At 57.2% G+C, this 16,346-nt stretch carries 14 protein-coding genes; 1 reads left to right on the top strand and 13 read right to left on the bottom strand.

The window, feature by feature from the left end; genetic code table 11:
• Window positions 1-113 precede the first annotated feature (113 nt).
• Window positions 114-641 carry a P-loop NTPase family protein gene (locus tag DDA898_RS05015; protein WP_013316685.1) on the top strand — a complete coding sequence of 176 codons (528 nt, stop codon included), beginning with the start codon at window positions 114-116 and terminating at the stop codon, window positions 639-641.
• Between the two features lie 78 nt (window positions 642-719).
• Here the strand turns inward: DDA898_RS05015 and DDA898_RS05010 are convergent, their stop codons facing one another.
• From DDA898_RS05010 to DDA898_RS04950, 13 genes are all read right to left on the bottom strand, one after another.
• Entirely contained in the window at window positions 720-2,012 is a 1,293-nt protein-coding gene (locus DDA898_RS05010; RefSeq protein WP_038910426.1) for an efflux RND transporter periplasmic adaptor subunit, read from the bottom strand.
• Window positions 2,005-3,471: a TolC family protein gene (locus DDA898_RS05005; RefSeq protein ID WP_038910425.1), complete on the bottom strand. Its 1,467-nt coding sequence runs from the start codon at window positions 3,469-3,471 to the stop codon at window positions 2,005-2,007. The genes DDA898_RS05010 and DDA898_RS05005 overlap by 8 nt, the downstream gene beginning before the upstream one ends.
• Window positions 3,464-4,756, bottom strand: a complete 1,293-nt coding sequence (locus tag DDA898_RS05000; protein ID WP_081639220.1) for an ABC transporter permease — start codon at window positions 4,754-4,756, stop codon at window positions 3,464-3,466. Before DDA898_RS05000 ends, DDA898_RS05005 begins: the two co-directional genes overlap by 8 nt.
• A 216-nt stretch (window positions 4,757-4,972) precedes the next feature.
• On the bottom strand, window positions 4,973-5,380 hold the full coding sequence (locus DDA898_RS04995) for a hypothetical protein (RefSeq protein WP_033111661.1): 408 nt from the start codon (window positions 5,378-5,380) through the stop codon (window positions 4,973-4,975).
• 148 nt (window positions 5,381-5,528) lie between these two features.
• The gene (locus DDA898_RS04990) at window positions 5,529-6,254 is read right to left on the bottom strand and encodes an ABC transporter ATP-binding protein (RefSeq protein ID WP_050570202.1); all 726 of its coding nucleotides are present in this window, start codon (window positions 6,252-6,254) and stop codon (window positions 5,529-5,531) included.
• A gap of 191 nt (window positions 6,255-6,445) precedes the next feature.
• Window positions 6,446-6,919 carry a GyrI-like domain-containing protein gene (locus tag DDA898_RS04985; protein WP_038910424.1) on the bottom strand — a complete coding sequence of 158 codons (474 nt, stop codon included), beginning with the start codon at window positions 6,917-6,919 and terminating at the stop codon, window positions 6,446-6,448.
• A 192-nt stretch (window positions 6,920-7,111) separates the two neighbouring features.
• Window positions 7,112-8,098: a Bug family tripartite tricarboxylate transporter substrate binding protein gene (locus DDA898_RS04980; RefSeq protein ID WP_038900459.1), complete on the bottom strand. Its 987-nt coding sequence runs from the start codon at window positions 8,096-8,098 to the stop codon at window positions 7,112-7,114.
• A gap of 50 nt (window positions 8,099-8,148) precedes the next feature.
• Window positions 8,149-9,135, bottom strand: coding sequence for a Bug family tripartite tricarboxylate transporter substrate binding protein (locus DDA898_RS04975; protein ID WP_081639219.1), 987 nt, complete (start codon window positions 9,133-9,135; stop codon window positions 8,149-8,151).
• Window positions 9,136-9,183: 48 nt separating this feature from the next.
• Complete coding sequence (locus DDA898_RS04970; RefSeq protein ID WP_038910421.1) at window positions 9,184-11,265, bottom strand: biotin/lipoyl-binding protein; 2,082 nt, start codon at window positions 11,263-11,265, stop codon at window positions 9,184-9,186.
• Window positions 11,266-11,267: 2 nt separating this feature from the next.
• Window positions 11,268-12,632: an efflux RND transporter periplasmic adaptor subunit gene (locus DDA898_RS04965; protein ID WP_013316675.1), complete on the bottom strand. Its 1,365-nt coding sequence runs from the start codon at window positions 12,630-12,632 to the stop codon at window positions 11,268-11,270.
• Window positions 12,625-13,650, bottom strand: coding sequence for an efflux RND transporter periplasmic adaptor subunit (locus DDA898_RS04960; RefSeq protein WP_081639218.1), 1,026 nt, complete (start codon window positions 13,648-13,650; stop codon window positions 12,625-12,627). Before DDA898_RS04960 ends, DDA898_RS04965 begins: the two co-directional genes overlap by 8 nt.
• Complete coding sequence (locus tag DDA898_RS04955; protein ID WP_071604506.1) at window positions 13,647-15,173, bottom strand: TolC family protein; 1,527 nt, start codon at window positions 15,171-15,173, stop codon at window positions 13,647-13,649. The genes DDA898_RS04960 and DDA898_RS04955 overlap by 4 nt, the downstream gene beginning before the upstream one ends.
• A 12-nt stretch (window positions 15,174-15,185) precedes the next feature.
• The coding region (locus DDA898_RS04950; protein WP_038910420.1) for an Ig-like domain-containing protein at window positions 15,186-16,346 on the bottom strand (1,161 nt) is incomplete at its 5' end.

Genomic DNA, 16,346 nt, shown 5'->3' with positions numbered 1-16,346 from the left:
TCTTTTACTACTTCGTCAACCCGAACAGGCGAGAGATCGTTAAAATGATAAATCGCCGTGGTGGCAGTTCGCGCTCCCCCAAATACCAGACACCACGCGGTATGGAGAAGACGATGAAGCTTTCAGATTTAGGCGACAGAATTTGCATTATGGGGCCATCGAACAGCGGTAAATCTACCCTTGCGAATGCGATTGCGCGGAAACGTAACCTGGACGTTATCCATCTGGACCAACTTTTTCATGTCCCGCACTCAAACTGGCAAGAACGCCCTTTCCATGAGTTCCTTTTATTGCATGATATGGCAATAAATAAAGAGAGTTGGGTCATCGATGGCAATTACAAAAGATGCCTGCCACAGCGTTTGTCTCGCGCCACGGGGCTTATTCTGCTGGATGTCTCCACGCTGTCGAGCTTACTGCGCTATGTGAACCGAACGCTATTTCAATACCAGCGCTATGGTGCTCTGGAAGGGGGGATAGACCGGCTGAACTGGAAAATGTTCCATCATATTGCCGCCGTCACGCCTAAAAACAGGAAACACTATGCTGAGCTGTTTGACGCGTTGACCCTACCCAAAATCAGACTCGCCTCGATTAAAGACATTAATAAACAGTTTGATGAATGGGAACTGACGAGATAGCCATCTCAACACCTGAATACCGCTATCGGCCCGGCCTGAAAAACCTGCTGTCATCTGACCGTTATGCATCGACCCGTTTCATTCAGCAACGCCGCTGTTATTGGTGATTTCGACGAACCCCGGACCATCGGATAATCCTTTCACTTCCACGCCCTGCGGCACCGCAACGCCCGGCACTACCGTACGCCGTTGCGGCGCGCTATCGCTATCCTGACGGAAGAGAACATAGCTGTTGCCGGCCTCGTCCGTGTGCAACGCCTCGGCAGGAACAGCGGTGCCATGCTCGTTACGATACGTGACCACCGACAGCCGGGCGCTCATCCCTAACCGCAGGCGCTGGCGCTGTTCCGCTGGTGGAGTAGCAATAGTGACCAGCACATCGTAGCGGGCGCTGGCACCGGCCACGTCGGCGGCGCGCCCTTCACTGCCGATGGTCTGAATATGGCCGGACAGCGTCAGCCCGGCAAAGCCGTCACCGCTGATGTCCACCGGCATGCCTTCATGCAACTGATGCAGATCGGCCTCTTCAAGACTGGCGATGACCTGTAACTGGTCGGGATTGATCAGTCCGAACAGCGGCATTCCCTGACTGGCTCGTATCCCCGGCTGTAATGGCTGGCGTTTATCGGTTTCCGGCGCGGCGGGGCGCACCAGTACACCCGCAAACGGCGCGCGCACCACCTGTTGCGCCTGCATCGCCATCAACGTTTGATGGCGCGATTGAGCATTAGCCAGTTCCATCTCGGCGATCTGACGGTTTTCACCACGCCCGCGGTCCAGCGCCGCCTGTAATTCATCCTGCGCGGCGGACAAATCCAGCCGCTGCGCCTGAGCCTGCTGAGCCAGCGCGTCGACTTCCATTCTGGCTACGATGCCGCGCTCAAACAGGGTGCGGGTATCTTTCAGGTTGGCCTCGGTGTTCGCCAGGCTGATACGCGCGTTATTCAGGGTGCGTCGCGCCCGCGCCACCTCCTGACCTTGCTCCCAGTGTTGCATGTCCTGCACCGTGCGCTGCGCTTTTAGCAAATCGGCCAGCGCCTGACGCAGTTGGATATCCAGCAGGCCGGTGTCCAGCGTCAGCAGCGGCTGACCCGCTTCCACACGTTGCCCTTCATTGACCAGCACGTCTTTGATCATGCCGTCAAACGGCGCGGAGAGCGTCAGCGTCGCGGCGGCCTGAATCCGCCCGGTCAGCCCCAGACGGTTTTCCAGCACCTGTGGCTCAACCCGTAGCCATTGTGTCTGCGGCATGGCGCTGGTGGTTGTCGGCCATAACTTCCAGACCATCGCCGCCGCGCCCAGCGCCAGGGCGATCATCAGCGCCGCGCGCTGGCGTAGCGGACGTTGCCGGTATCGTGAAAGATTAATCATTGAGTGAGATATCCCAGCTTTGCAGCGTCGTACCCAGCGTTTGATCCAGATCGGCCTGGGTGTTGAGATAGGTAATCAGGGCGCTGAGCCGGGCGTTTTCGGCGTTACGCAGATCGGTTTCGAAACTCAGCACCTGAAAGTTGCTGGAGCGCCCGGCGGTGAGCTTTTCCCGTTCGATCTCCAGCTTGCGACGCGAAAGATCCCGCGCGCGCTGGGCAATCTCAAACTGGCGCCAGCGGGTGCTGATATCACGCACGGCGTTGGCGACGTCGCGCTCCAGTTGCTGGCGGGTTTCGGCAAGCTGAATGCGTTGATTCTGCACGTTAACCCGCGCCTGCACTTCCGCCTGCTGTTGGCTCATATCGCCGATGGGAATGTCCACCTGCACGCCGACATAGTTCTCCCAGTTGCGCGAGCTGCCCACCGTGCTGCTGCGATCGCGCAGCTGGTTGGTTCCCCCCACCAGCGACACATCCCATAGGCGGTCATTGCGCGCCACCGCCAGATTAATGTCGGCCTGTTTATCGACGATCAACTGCGTAAGGTAGGCGGGTTGCAGCGCCTCGGCCTGAGACAGCGCCGCGGCGGGGCTGACGTCGACGCGACTGGCCTGTAGCCGTTCGGTCGCACGGACCGGCGTGCGCAAATCCAGCGCCAGCAGTTGCAGCAGCGCCAGACGGCTAACGTCAAGCTGATTGAGCGCTTCCTCACGGGATAGCTCCTGAGTCGCGACATCCGCTTCCGTCTGGATGATTTCGAATTCAGCCATGCGCCCGGCGGCGATCAGCGAGCGGTTCACCTCCAGCAACTGACGTGAGCGCGCCAGCGCTTCATCGGCGATGTTCAATTGCTCCTGCGCCTGCAACAACGCCCGATAAGCCATAATGATTTGGGTGATAGTCCGCGCGACGGTGGCTTTCAGCGTCAGCCGGTTGATCTGTTCGGACAGCTTTGCCAGCCGCACCGGCGCGGTGGCTATCTCCTTACCTGCGCCGCGCAGCAACGGCTGGATAACCGTGATCGTAGCGCCGTCATTGCGGGTACGACCGGCTTCATCCGCCTGCTTGGAGCGGTGCGTCCAGGCCAGGCTCACGCGGGTGCCATAAGGCGTCAGCAGCGTGGTGGTGGGCGCGATTTCGCCCTGGCGGTAGCGATCATCCTGATTGCGCGCCGCCAGATAGCTGCCGCTCAACACCAGCTTGGGGGTAAAGCGGTCTTCGGCCACCAGCAGATCAAACTTCTGCGCGACGCGATCCAGATAGGCGCTACGAATGGCGCGGTTATCGCGCAAGCCAAGGTAGATGGCGTCGCTTAACGTCAGGTCGATAATCTGCGCGTTGGGCGACAAGGTGCTGCTGCCCGCACGGGTAGCCTGAGAAGGCAGCAAGCGGTCGGTCAGCGCCGCGGACGCATCCAGACCGACCAGCAGCAACAGGACGAGGGCAACCGTTTTAATCATCACGCAGCGCCTTTACAGGTTCCAGCCGGGCCGCCGTCAGGGCGGGATGTAGACCAAAGAACACCCCGACCGCCAGTGAACTGATAATGCCCAAAGGCAACGACAGCGGGGATAACGAAAAAATCCAGCCGGACATTTTCACAAACAACCAGGCGGTGAGCAGGCCGACAATCGCGCCGGCCAGCGCGCCGGCGATCGCCAACGCCGCCGCTTCCAGCAGAAACAGGCGGCCAATATCTTTTGGGCGAGCGCCCAGCGCCATGCGCACGCCGATTTCTCGCCGCCGCCCGGCAACGTTCATCACCATCACGTTCATCACGCCCACGCCCCCCATTAGCAGCGAAATGCCGCCCAATCCGGCGAGTAACCAGGTAAAGGTGCGCGACTGCCGCGCCATGCCTTCCAACAGTTGTTGGGAGAGTTGCACCGACACCTCGCGTCCCGGCGCCAGGGCCATTAGATAATCACGCAACGCTGCCGCCTCTTGCTGCAGCGTCTCGCTACGACGGCTGCGTGCCACCACGCTGCTGATTTCAGGAGAAGGGAGAAGACGGTGCATTCCTTCGATAGGCAAGATGATAGCTTCGTCCACCGGCACCGGAAGCAGCGGATTTTGCCCCTGCTCTTTTAAAATTCCTACCACTTCAAACAGATAGCCGCGAAGTTGTATCCGGCTGCCAAGCGTCGCCGGCGTACCGGCCTCGCCCAGTTCGACCGCCGTTTTCGCGCCGAGCACGGCGTAGGTGCTCTGACGATCGTATCGGGTCAGGAAGCGGCCATGCGCGACCTGCAACGCCAGTACCTGCGCCAGTTCAGCGCCGGCACCGGCCACAATGGCATTAAATTGACGTCGATGCAGGCGGGCATTGGTCGAGGTGAGAATAAGCGGCGCGGCGTGTCGGATGCCAGGCAAGGCGCGGGTCAGCGCGTCGATATCCAGCGTGGCGGGCACACGGCGTTGGTTGGTTTCCGCCGTGTCGTCAAAGCCGGCGACCAGCATATCGCTGCCCATATCGTGAAAGGCGCGGATGGCGTCCGCCGCCGCGTTGTGGCCAATGTTCAGCAACGCCACCACCGCCGCACAGCCCACCGTGATGCCCAGCAACGCCAGCACCGCCCGTCGCCCTAGCTGGCGCAGGCTATCCAGCGGTTCGGTCAGCATGTAACGCAGAGAAGCGCCGTAGGGTGAATGAGCGACTCCAGAAAAAGACGCGTTCCGTTCTTCCGGCGGTTTCGCGGAATGTATCCCTTTAGCGTAGTCTCCGTCGCTGTCGCGCTTTAACACAAGTGCTGAGCCTTTATCGCATCAGGAAACGGGTTTTTCCGTCACCACGCAAGAGACAGAAACCAGCGAGAGAACCGCCCGGCACATGGTTTTTACGCCGCCACGGTCTTTGCGCCGCCACGGATGAAATTTGAATGCTCACGGTATCCTCCCTGATTCGTGCTGTTAACTGACCCACACCTTTGTGAGAAATGGTGTGGGCCATTTCCCTGTCAATTAGTTGTTGAGAGGGGATTTATAGTTTCCGGTCCAGTTAAGGGCGTTACCGCTGGTATTGCTATTGAATACGACCAGTTTGTAAGTACCGCCGGTGCTGCCCATCTGATAGGAAACATTGCGGCCTTCGCTGACGCTACGCCAGCTTCCGCCCACCTGCTGATACAGCTTGAGCGTCAACGACAGAGAAACGGAAGAGGAACCAAAATTCGGCGTTAAAGACGCCATCAGGTATGCCGAGCAGTTGTACGTTTTGGAATAGATCTGCACTTCTGTCTGAGGGTCAACCGTTCCCGCTACCGGAACAGTCACACGGGTCGGACCGCAGCTTGCCGCGTTCGCCTGAGAAGCGGCGCCCAGAGCCAGGGCACTAACAAAAAACAATTTTTTTAATGATTTAAGATTCATGGAAACCTCCCTTGGTTTCGTTTTACGCTGTCGAAAAAAGACAGCATCCTTTATAAAATAAGGCAATAAGTCGGAAACTCTGCCGCTAGTCAATATCGACTCCTCCGACCAAACCTTTACAAATAAATCAGTAACCATACAAAAATATTTAACTATTACTGTATTCCTGAACCCGGCCATCGTTCACCTGAATACGACGCTGCATCTGCCGGGCGATGGATTCGTCATGCGTAACCATCACCAACGTCACCCCTTGTTCCCGGTTCAGCGTCAGCAACAACGACAGAATATCGCCGGCGGTCTGGCTATCGAGATTGCCGGTGGGTTCATCGGCCAGCAACAGTGACGGTTCGCCGGTGAGAGCGCGGGCGATGGCGACGCGCTGTCGCTGGCCGCCGGACAGATCCGCCGGGCGGTAATGGAGGCGCTCGGCCAGCCCAACCCGCTCCAGTTGCCGTCTGGCCGCCTGATGGGCATCACGGCGGGAGTCACCGCGATACAGCAGCGGCAGTGCCGCGTTATCCAGCACGGAAAGACGCGGCAGTAGATTAAAGCTCTGAAAAACGAACCCGATAGTCTGGTTGCGTATTCTGGCGCGTTCATCGGTCGAGGCCTGCGCCATGTCGCAGCCATTCAGCCACAGTCGCCCCGACGTGGGTTTATCGAGCAACCCGATAATGTTCAGCAGCGTGCTTTTCCCGGAGCCGGAAGCGCCAACGATGGCGCAGCTCTGCCCCGCGTCAACCCGCAGGGAAACATTATGCAGAACCGGGTGCGATGCCGCCGCGGAGGGATAAGCGTGGCTAACCTGTTCCAGCCGTATCAAACCGGGGGCCGCTGTTCCCGGTGGCGTATCGAACCGGTCTTCCTGCATGACTCCATCCTTTGGTGATGCCCGAGATTTCCGTCTTTCCCGACGCTATTGACGCTGGGTAAGACGGCATCGTTTCCTCATTCGGGGCCAGATCGCTTGCGATATTCAGACAACGAATCATACACGAAACATAAGAAATACATGACTAAACCAGCATGATTGCCTGTAAAAACGGCGGCAACGTCCATTCTTCATTGGGCGCCGTCATTCGGATCGACCGACTGCCAGATTTCAATTTCCCAGTTTCCGCTGCTGCCATCACACAAATAGTTCTCAAAGCAAATGCCTCTGGCCGGCTTATACCCATTTTGCGCAATCAGGTCATACAGCTCGTTCCAGGCTTTGGCAAATTCACCATTGCTGACAACAGTATGAAGGACGGCGAATAATCCCCCCGGCACCGTTTCCTCACGCACACCCAGCGTATTTTCATCAATAGCCGTCCCTTCGGGAAGGACCAGCGCCACATCCGCCCGCAGCTGATCTTGTTCCGTTTCGGATGGATCGTCCCAGTAAAACGCCAGCGTTTCCGTCCAGGGCAATTGCTGCTCCTGCGACCACGCCATCAGTTTCTGAAAGCCATCAGGCACCGATTGATAATAAGGCCCGATAACGCGCAGGCAATGCACCTTCTTAGGCGGTGCCACGTCAAAACGCAGTGTCATATTTACCCCCTCATTACACGATTAGAGATACTGTATATAATCACAGCATTATTAATGACACAATAAAATAAGGGCTATTGGATAAACGTTTTTGACATGACCAAACCGCTTCGAAAGATGATTCCTTTATAACCGGGATAACTGGGAGGGGTGCGGCATCCCCGTGGAGCGATAACCCGGCGCGAAAACGATTCACACTTTACTCACCCGATACGTCTCAACAAGCTCGGCGTAATATGCCTGCTCCTGTTGAATTCGCTGGCGGATTTTATCGGGATTGTCGTACACCGGCTTCAGATAATATTTCCTCAGCATTTCCAGATAGTCGTAGCTCACGATGGTTCTTTGCATCGCATCCGCCAGCGGGCGATAAACACGGTCCGGCATGCTGGCCGGCGCCAGCCAGGCATACCAGCCGTTAATGTTCATCGACGGAATCCCTTGCTCACGGCAGGTCGGCACGTCATCCACCCCCGGCTGGCGCAACCGGCTGGTGGAGGCAATCGCCCGCAGTTTGCCATTCTTATACAGATCGAGCGAGTTGCCGGAAATCAAAAACGCCGCTGCCAAATGCCCGTTCAGCAGGTCGTCCACAATCATTGAGGTGCCATAGTAAGACTGCGGTTGCAGCGCCACGTTCTTTTCGCGCCCGAGCACCAGTTGCGCCATGTGGCCGGGAGAACCAAACTGGGCAAAGCCGATATTGCTGAACTCCGGATTGTTTTCCACCCACTTAACATAATCGTCCAGGCTTTTTACCCTGGCATCGACTATCGGCCCCAGCGTCAGCAGCAAGGTATATTCGCCGGTTATCGCCAGCGGCTTGAAATCGGTCAATGGATTGTAGGGCAAGCGGTTGTAGATAGACGGGAATATAATCAGCTGCGGCGATTGCGCCATCAGCAGTACGCCGCCATCACCAGGCGATTTCTTCGTCGACATCACCGCCCTGATACTGTTTTCGCCGGGTTCGTTATACAACCGGTAACGTCGCTCGCGATATTGAGACTCCAGCAATACCGACACCTCGGTCGCCACCTTGCTGCCCAACCCGGTCTGGGCATAGCCAAACATCACCACGCCTTCCTGCGGCGCGGCGGCCAGGGGTCCACGCGAATACAGCGCGGGGAGTAGCAGCGAAGAGCAGCCCGCCAGAAATGTTCGCCGGGTCATAGCCATAGGTTCGTCTCCCAATCGATTTACGGATGTTCCATCACAGCAGCCTCGCATCAGATCCGGCTGATGTGATAACTGTCGACCAATTCACGGTAGTGTTCCTGCTCATCGCGGATACGTTCCCGAATCCTGTCGGGGGATGACGACGACACCGGTTTCAGCGAATAGCGCTCCAGTACAGAGGCATAATGCTCATGCTGAATGCGCTGTTGTAACGCCTCGGCCAGCGGCGCGTAGATGCGGTCGGGCATTGAGGCCGGCGCAAACCAGCCGTACCAGCCGTTAATCGCCATTCCCGGCACGCCCTGCTCCTTGCAGGTCGGAATATCTTCCCAGCCGGGATGACGTTCGGTGCTGGTAGCGGCGACCGCACGCAGGCGACCACGTCGAAACGCGCCGGAGGCATTACCCGAAATCACCAGCCCGGCGGAGAGGTAACCATTCAGTAAATCCTCGATCATCATCGAAGAACCAAAGTAGGCCACCGGCTGGAGAGCCACGCCTTTTTGACGCGCCAGAATCGCCTGTGCGATATGGCCGGTCGAGCCGAACTGGGTAAAACCGACATTACGGTATTCCGGGTTCCTTTCCACCCAGCTTAGGTAGTCATCCAGCGTTTTGACTCGTGGGTCTACCAGCTTGCCGACGGTCAGAAACAAGGTGTATTCCCCCATCAGCGCCAGCGGCTCGAAATCCATGAGCGGGTCATACGGCAAACTGCGGTAGATCACCGGCAGCAGATTCATCTGCGGCGACTGGGCCTGCAACAGCGTTCGGCCGTCGGGGACGGCGTGTTTAACCGTCGAAACGGCGCGCAGGCTGTTCCCGCTGGGGATATTGACCAACTGGTAACGATTCTGCTGATAGGATTGCGCCAGCAACGCCACGGTATCTTCCGCCAGCGCGCTGCCAATCCCGGTTTTACCATATCCGAAGATCAATTCGCCGGACGGCGCAGTTTCCGCGGCCCTCGTGCCTAACCAGGGCGCCACCATGCAGGCAGAGGCACCTGCCAGAAATGCACGTCGAGTCAATGTCATGTCCCCCTCCCGCGTTACTGGTCAATGTCAATTACTGGTTAAGCTCAATTACTGGTTAAGTTCGGCAATAATCAAACGCCACAAACGTTTTCCCGACTGGCTGGCAAGGCTCTCCGGCGCCAGCCGCAACACCACCACCCCCTGCGACGCCTGCCGATCGGGCAGGCTGGCGTCGCTAAACAAAAACTGTATTCGGTGCATCGCCACCACCGGCACCGCGTCCCCTTTATCATTTTTCAGCGACGCGATCGGCCCGCCGTACAGAACACTCAGGGATTTGGGCGTAATAAATTCGGAACTGTTCGGATCCAACTGTTCAACTTTGACCGGCTGGGACGGCATCGACAGGTTATTGGGGATAAACTTGCCGCGCAGGTCGGGCGACAGACGGGAAACAAAGGTTTCATCCACATAGCCAATGATGTCCTGTTTGTCGCCCTCCAGAATCCGGCCGATGATTTGATCCGGCGAGAACCACTGCCCCGGCTGTAGGTTGGCTAGCAGATCCACCACCACGCCATCGACAGGCGAACGCCAGACCAGTTGCGCCAGTTGGTTATCCAGCCCGGCCAGTGTTTCTTCCGCTTCCTGCAATTTCTGCCGTAGCGTCACGGTTTCCAGTTTTTCCGCCTCGGAGCTGCTGATGCGGTTGAGCCGGAATTGCATCAGGTCATGCTCCATCATCGCCTGCTCGCGCTGGAAGGTGAGTTCCGGCGAGGAAAAACGCAGCAGCACCTGCCCCTGCCGCACCCGGTCGCCATTACCGATGGCGACCGTTTCCAGCTTCGCTTTATCCGGTGCGTGAATCAGGGTTTGCCCCTGAATATTCACCATGGCGGGGATATTCACCGTGCGGGGAAGCGGGCAAAAAAAGGCCCCTATCGCCACGAACGGCAGCAACGTCAGCACCAGTTTGCGTCTCCAGGTGATTTTCTCCCGATGTCGAACCATATCTCTCCCCATCAGCACAAGCGGCAGCAGCAGATAGTGATAAAGGATGTAAGCGAATATCAGTATCCCGATGAGCGGGATGAAAAACCGGTAAGCCAGATAGCCGATGCCCAGAATCAGAAACATTTGGTACGCCAGCACCAGCAGGCCATACAGCGCCATCAGCTTGGGGCGCAGACCGCCCACCGGCTCCGGCTTGTCCAGCACCGGCCCCAGTACCCACCGGTGCCAGTAATAATTGAGCAGCGAGCGCGAGCGCGGCTGTAGGTTATCCACCCCGGTCAGATCGTTTAAAAAGTAGTAACCGTCAAAACGGGAAAACGGATTGAGGTTGATAGCCAGCGTCGTCACCCAACTGGTGGTCGCCAGCACAAAGCAGATGGAGCGCAGCGTGCCCGGCGGCAACAACGCCCACCCCGCGGTAGCCAAACCGGCAATCAGCGTCTCGGCCCCCACGCCGCCCAGCGCAATCCACATCCGGCGACGCGGCTGGACCACCCGCGCCGCGTCGGTCAGATCGGTATAAAACATCGGAAAGATAACAAACAGGGAAATGCCCATTTTTCCGACCCGACATCCCTGACGATACGCCACAAAGGCATGTCCCATTTCGTGAAACCACTTCAGAAACAGGATCGCCACGCCAAACCCCAGCACGCCCTGTAACGAATAGAAATCCCGAAAAGTGGCGAGGTAGCTGTCCCACTGTCTGGCGGTCAGATACAGCCCGACCAGCGTGACTAGCAGCCAGAGCGTCAACAACGCGCGGGTAAGCCAGCGCAGATGGTGTCCGGCCACCAGATGCAACAGCGGCATCGGGTCCCATAACGGCAATTGCCGGACGCTGGGTTTGCGCAGCAACAGCGCCTTGGGCTTTTCTTCCGCCGATGCCGCGTAGTCCTGCGCCATCAACAGATGCTGCTGGCGCAGAAACAGCGTCAGCGAGCCGAACTGCTCCATATCGAAACGCAGCCCGTGCAAATCCAGCAGCGGTTTCAGTTGGCCGATGGTACGGCAGCCGGGCCGGGACAGCAGCATCACATCACTTTCCGGCAACTGGAAGAAACGATGCTGCCAGGGATCGTAAATGCGCCAGCTCATCTCCCCGTCGTTGCCGGGGCTGGATTCCAGCTGCAGTTCCTGACGTAAACGGGGCAGCGCCGTGCTGTCGTCAAGCATCTTCACACCCCCAGAAACTGCCTGGCCGAGGCAATGGGACGGCGCAACAGCTGAAACCACAGCGGCACGTCTTCCGTGTAGATGCGCGCGGTTCCCCGGGCGCCGATACGCGGGTAAACGTCATCGCTATCCGCCTCGGCCAGCAGCGTATAGCTGCTGACGCCTTCCGGCGTGACTTGCGGGGTATAACTGAACGTGGTCAACGTGGCGTTGTAGGATTTCAACGGCGAACTGTCGAGAAAAATCCGGATCCGGTCGCCGGCTTTCAGGTGAATGCTGTCATTGACCGGCAGCGCAATCTGATACTGGATCTTCCGCGGGTCCGCCACCTGCATGATCTCCTCGCCCACCCGCACGGTTTTGCCTTCCCAGTCGCGCTTATTGGTATAGATGGCGATGCCGGATTGCGGCGCAACGGCTTTGGTACGCTGGTAAATGTCCGTCATGTACTGATAGCGCCCCCTCGCCAGCAGGTATTCGGTGCTGGCCACCGCCATCTCCTGACGGAATTTTTCATCCTCAAACGCCGAGGCGTTGACCTGGCCGCTGTGCGCTTCCGCCACCGCCAGCTCCTGCCCGGCCAGCACCATCTCGTTGTAAGGTTTCAGATCTTCGAACTGCACCAGCGATGTTCCGGACGCCACCTGGCTGTTGGGCGCGACCAGAATCTGGCGCACCACGCCATCGATCGGCGCGGTCAGGCGGTAAGGTTCGCGGGCGATCACCTCCACCGGCGCTACCACGCTGAGCGGCACCGGAATAAACCCGCCCGCCGCCAGAATCGCCGGCACCAGCCACAAACAGTGACGCAGCAGCCGCGTCCCCTGCGACAGCCGCGGCTCGCGCCGCAACGCCAGCCATGCATGGGTGTAAGTTTCGGAAAGGCGCAGCGCCAGCGACTGCTCGGCTTCATTAAAATCCTGCTCGCTACGCAGGTACAGCACGCCGGCCTCCGGTTGTTCCCGGTAGCCGAGCGGCAACCACAAGCCATGCTGCAACGGATAGTTTTTCAGTTCGGCTTCCGGAGACTGTTGCAAATTCAGCACCCGGCACGCTTCCAGCGCCTGGCCTTTTTTATTGAGGAACCGCTCCAGCGCCAGCAACAGCGGCGCTTTGCGTTCCACGCCCTTGACGTCCGATATCTGTACTACGCGCAATTTGCCGGAGAACTGATTGCGCTGCCAGACAATCGCCTGTTCATAAGGCAGCAGTTGGCGCACCGCATTGGCGATATGCGCTTTCATGATTCGCTCATCCGCCAGCTTTCTGATCGCCGCTTCAAACTGCAACAGCTTCAACGCGGGCAGCGCCAGTTGCCCCAGCGGCGCAGTATTGTTATTGCCTTGTGCGGGGATCGTATTATTCATCGCCGTCCCCCTGTAGTTTAGAGATGACCGACGGTTTAGAGATGACCGACGGTTTAGAGATGGCCGACTGTTTAGCGATGACCGGCTGTTTAAACATGACTGAGCCGCTCATACCGGGGCCAAACACGTTGGGGTCCAATGCGTCGGCATCCAGTTTGCCGATAATTTTTACCGTCTTGCTCACCGCGTCGATTTGCGGCAACACCTGAGTGACATGGCCCTGATAAGCCGACTGGGTTTCATCCACCATAAACTGGAGCGGAATATCGGTTTTCAACCAGTTCAACCACGAAGACGGCACGATCACGTTCAGTTCCAGCGCGCTCGGGTCCACAATGGTAATCAACGGCTGGCTGACCGAAACCGCTTCAAACGGCGAGACTTTCAGTTCCTGCACCACGCCGGAAAAAGGCGCGCGAATGTCGCAATAACTGATTTGAATCGCCAGCCCGCGTGCTTTGGCGACCGCCTGATTGTATTCCGCCTGCGAGGTGAGCAAATCATAACGCCCCACCGACTGGAATTTATCCAGCTCGATATTGGTGTCCCAGGCGTTCTTTTTTACCTTCACCTCTTCATTGGCCGCGTCCGCCTCGGCACGGGGACGATCACAATTAAACCCGACCAGCAGGTCACCTTTTTTAAACGCCATCCCTTCGCGAAACGGAATTTGTAATACCTGAGCGCCCAGTTCCGAAGAGAGCGTGGCTCGATTTATCGCCCGCAAAATACCGTGCGCCTGATAAACGCCATTATCTTCAGCGAAAGCCCGGTTACCCGATAATACCGCACGGGAATTCCCCTTCATCACCGCCCTATTTTTTTCCGGCCCACTGTTTTCCGGTCTACTGTTTTCCGGTCTACTGTTTTCCGGTCTATTGTTTTCCGGACTATTGTTTTCCAGACTATTGTTTTCCAGACTATTGTTTTCCAGACTATTGTTTTCCGGCCCAACGCCGTGGGCGGAAAACGACAGGGCGGCAAGCATACAAATAAGAATAGGTTGGCAGTTTTTCATGGATTTTCCCGCCTTGATACTTCCGGTAAGGTGGTAATTTCTTCCGTCCAATAAAACTGGAGTTTTTTCGCGATACTGGAGACGGAATCCTTTTCAGTAATGTCAGAATCAAAATTATCGATACCCATTGAGGCATACAGATTGGCATAAGCATTTTGCAAATCGGCATAGGCGGTGTCGTAGCGCACCTCATCCAGGATGGTTTTCATCTCGACCTGTACCAGATCCATCTGGCTGATGATTTTTCCCTGAAAACCGGCACGGGTTAATTCCAATATATTGTCCTGAACCTCATGGCTCTGGCGCACCGTATTTAATTCCTGAGACAGGCGGATAAAACGCGCTCTGGAGACATAGATTTGCGTAAGAATAGCCATTATCAGCGCATCCTCACGTGCCTGAATCACTTTCGCTTCGGCCTGCACCACCTTACGTTGCATCGGATAACTGAACACATTCATCAAATTCCAGCTGACCGTGCCGGAGAAATTCGCCCATTCATTGTTATAGAGATATTTATTGGTGTCGTAATTCATGCCCAATAACGTTTTAAATGACGGTAAATTGCGGACCCATTGTTTCGTCAACTCATTGTCATTGATTCGTTTTCGATAACTGGATTCACGCAATTCGGAGCGGTATTTCAATCCAATTAATATCATCTGTTCCGCCGAACCGGGTAATTCCGGCACGACGGCTGTCCGGTCCGGCAGAACCAGTTTAAACGGTGTTTCGGGTTTCAGGTTAATCAGCGCCGCCAGCTGCTTTTTGGCAAAAAACAATTCACGCTGCATGCGTTGCACATTCGCCTGAATCTCCAGCAGGTCATGCTGATAATTCAGCACCTTTAGCGGCGACACGTTGCGCCGTTTCGCCAGTTGTTCGGACTGGTATAGGGTTTTCTGCGCCAGCGCCTCCAGTTTGATCAGTTTTTCATGGGTGCGGTCGGCGCTGACCGCCCGCCAGTAAGCCGTACGCACATCCTCCAGAATACGGCTGATGACCTTACGTCGCCGCTCCTGGGAAATATATTGCTCGTCCACATTCTGTTTGTTCTGAATATAGGACAGGCCGAAATCCAGAATATCCCAACTGGCCGCCAGTTGAGCGGTATAGGTACGCCGTTCCGAAGAGGTCGACGATTGCAACGACTGGCTGCCGTCGATCAATGAACGGCTGCTGGAGCCGGAGTCATTATTGCGCTGACTGCCGCCCACCGACGCCACCACCGACGGAAACATGCCAAGCCTTCCCAGTTCGCTGAGTTTGCTTTTGTACTCCTCATCCATCAGTTCGATTTTCTGGTCGAGGTTGTATTTCAACGCACGCGCCATCGCTTCATACAATGAAATCGGCCCCGAAACCGGTTCATCACGGGACACGATCTCATTGATGCGGTCATACGCGCCCCAGGTTTGTTTATCGGTATCAATCGGCGGCGACGTCACCGCACACCCGGTAATCGTCACCACTCCCCAGACAGCAAAAGACGCCAAAACAGATTGTTTAATAAAATCAGGCATTGTGACATTCCATTAACTCAACGCACGGATAAGATCCCTCAATGCTTGCTGTTCACGCATCGCAATGGTCTGCAATTGCTGCTCTACCGTGACAGCGGGTTCATCCTGCGCGGGTATCGTCGTGTTATTGTTCTGTGCGGTTTCAGGCCCGATGGGTATCCCTTCACCGAGTGTTGCCGGGTTGGTTACCGGCTGATTCTGCGCATCATTCAAAAACTCAAATGTCCTGGTTGGTTCAAAATCGCGGACCACCTGGGTAATACTCCCTTGTGACAAATCGAGCCCGCTGCTGGTGCCCAGCGACTTCACGCCGGCAACAGCCTGGTCACCCGGCTGATTGCCGAGCAGTTGCGCGCTGCCGCCCAATCCTTTGATCGCGTTCACGGCGTCCAGCAATATCGGGTCATACTCTCTTGCCTCCATTTCCGCGCTCAACCGTCCCGGTATGAACGTGGGCTGCAAGCCGGCATTATCCGGCGGCGGCACATAGTTCATCTGCCCCGCTCCGCCGCCCGCCGTATTACCATCCGTTCCCGGTAACGTGCTGACCACTACCGTCAGCGTACCGCGCACCGTACTGCCCTGCGGGTCGCTGAGGGTATAACTGACCACATCCGTCCCGCTAAAACCGGGGTTGGGTATGTAAGTCATCATGCCGCCGGCGTTAACCAGCACCCTGCCGTTGGTAACCGATATCGACGTGACGGTCAGCGGGTCGCCGTCCACATCGCGGCTGTTATCCAGCACATTGACCGATACCGGGGTATTCACTGACGTATTTAACGTGGTCTCACCGATCACTTCAGGCGCGTCGTTGACCGCGGTGACGGTAATGGTCAGCGTGCCGGTCACCACGCCACCCTGTCCGTCGCTGACGGTGTAGGTCACCGTATCGGTACCGTTAAAGTTGGCATTCGGCGTGTAGGTCAGCGTGCCGTCGGCGTTGATCACCACCGAGCCGTTGCCGGCGCTGGCGGCGGTCACCGTCAGCGGATTGCCGTCCACATCGCTGTCGTTCGCCAGCACATCGACGGTGACCGGAGTGTCTTGGCGTGTGGTGGCGGTATCCTTGCCGGCCACCGGGGCGTCATTCACCGCGGTGACGGTAATGGTCAGCGTCCCGGTCGCCACCCCGCCGGCGCCGTCGCTGACGGTGTAGGTCACGGTGTCGGT

The sequence above is a fragment of the Dickeya dadantii NCPPB 898 genome, from assembly GCF_000406145.1.
Lineage (GTDB): Bacteria > Pseudomonadota > Gammaproteobacteria > Enterobacterales > Enterobacteriaceae > Dickeya > Dickeya dadantii.
The sequence above is the reverse complement of the archived record's forward strand: the minus strand, read 5'-3'. Positions and strand labels throughout refer to the sequence as shown.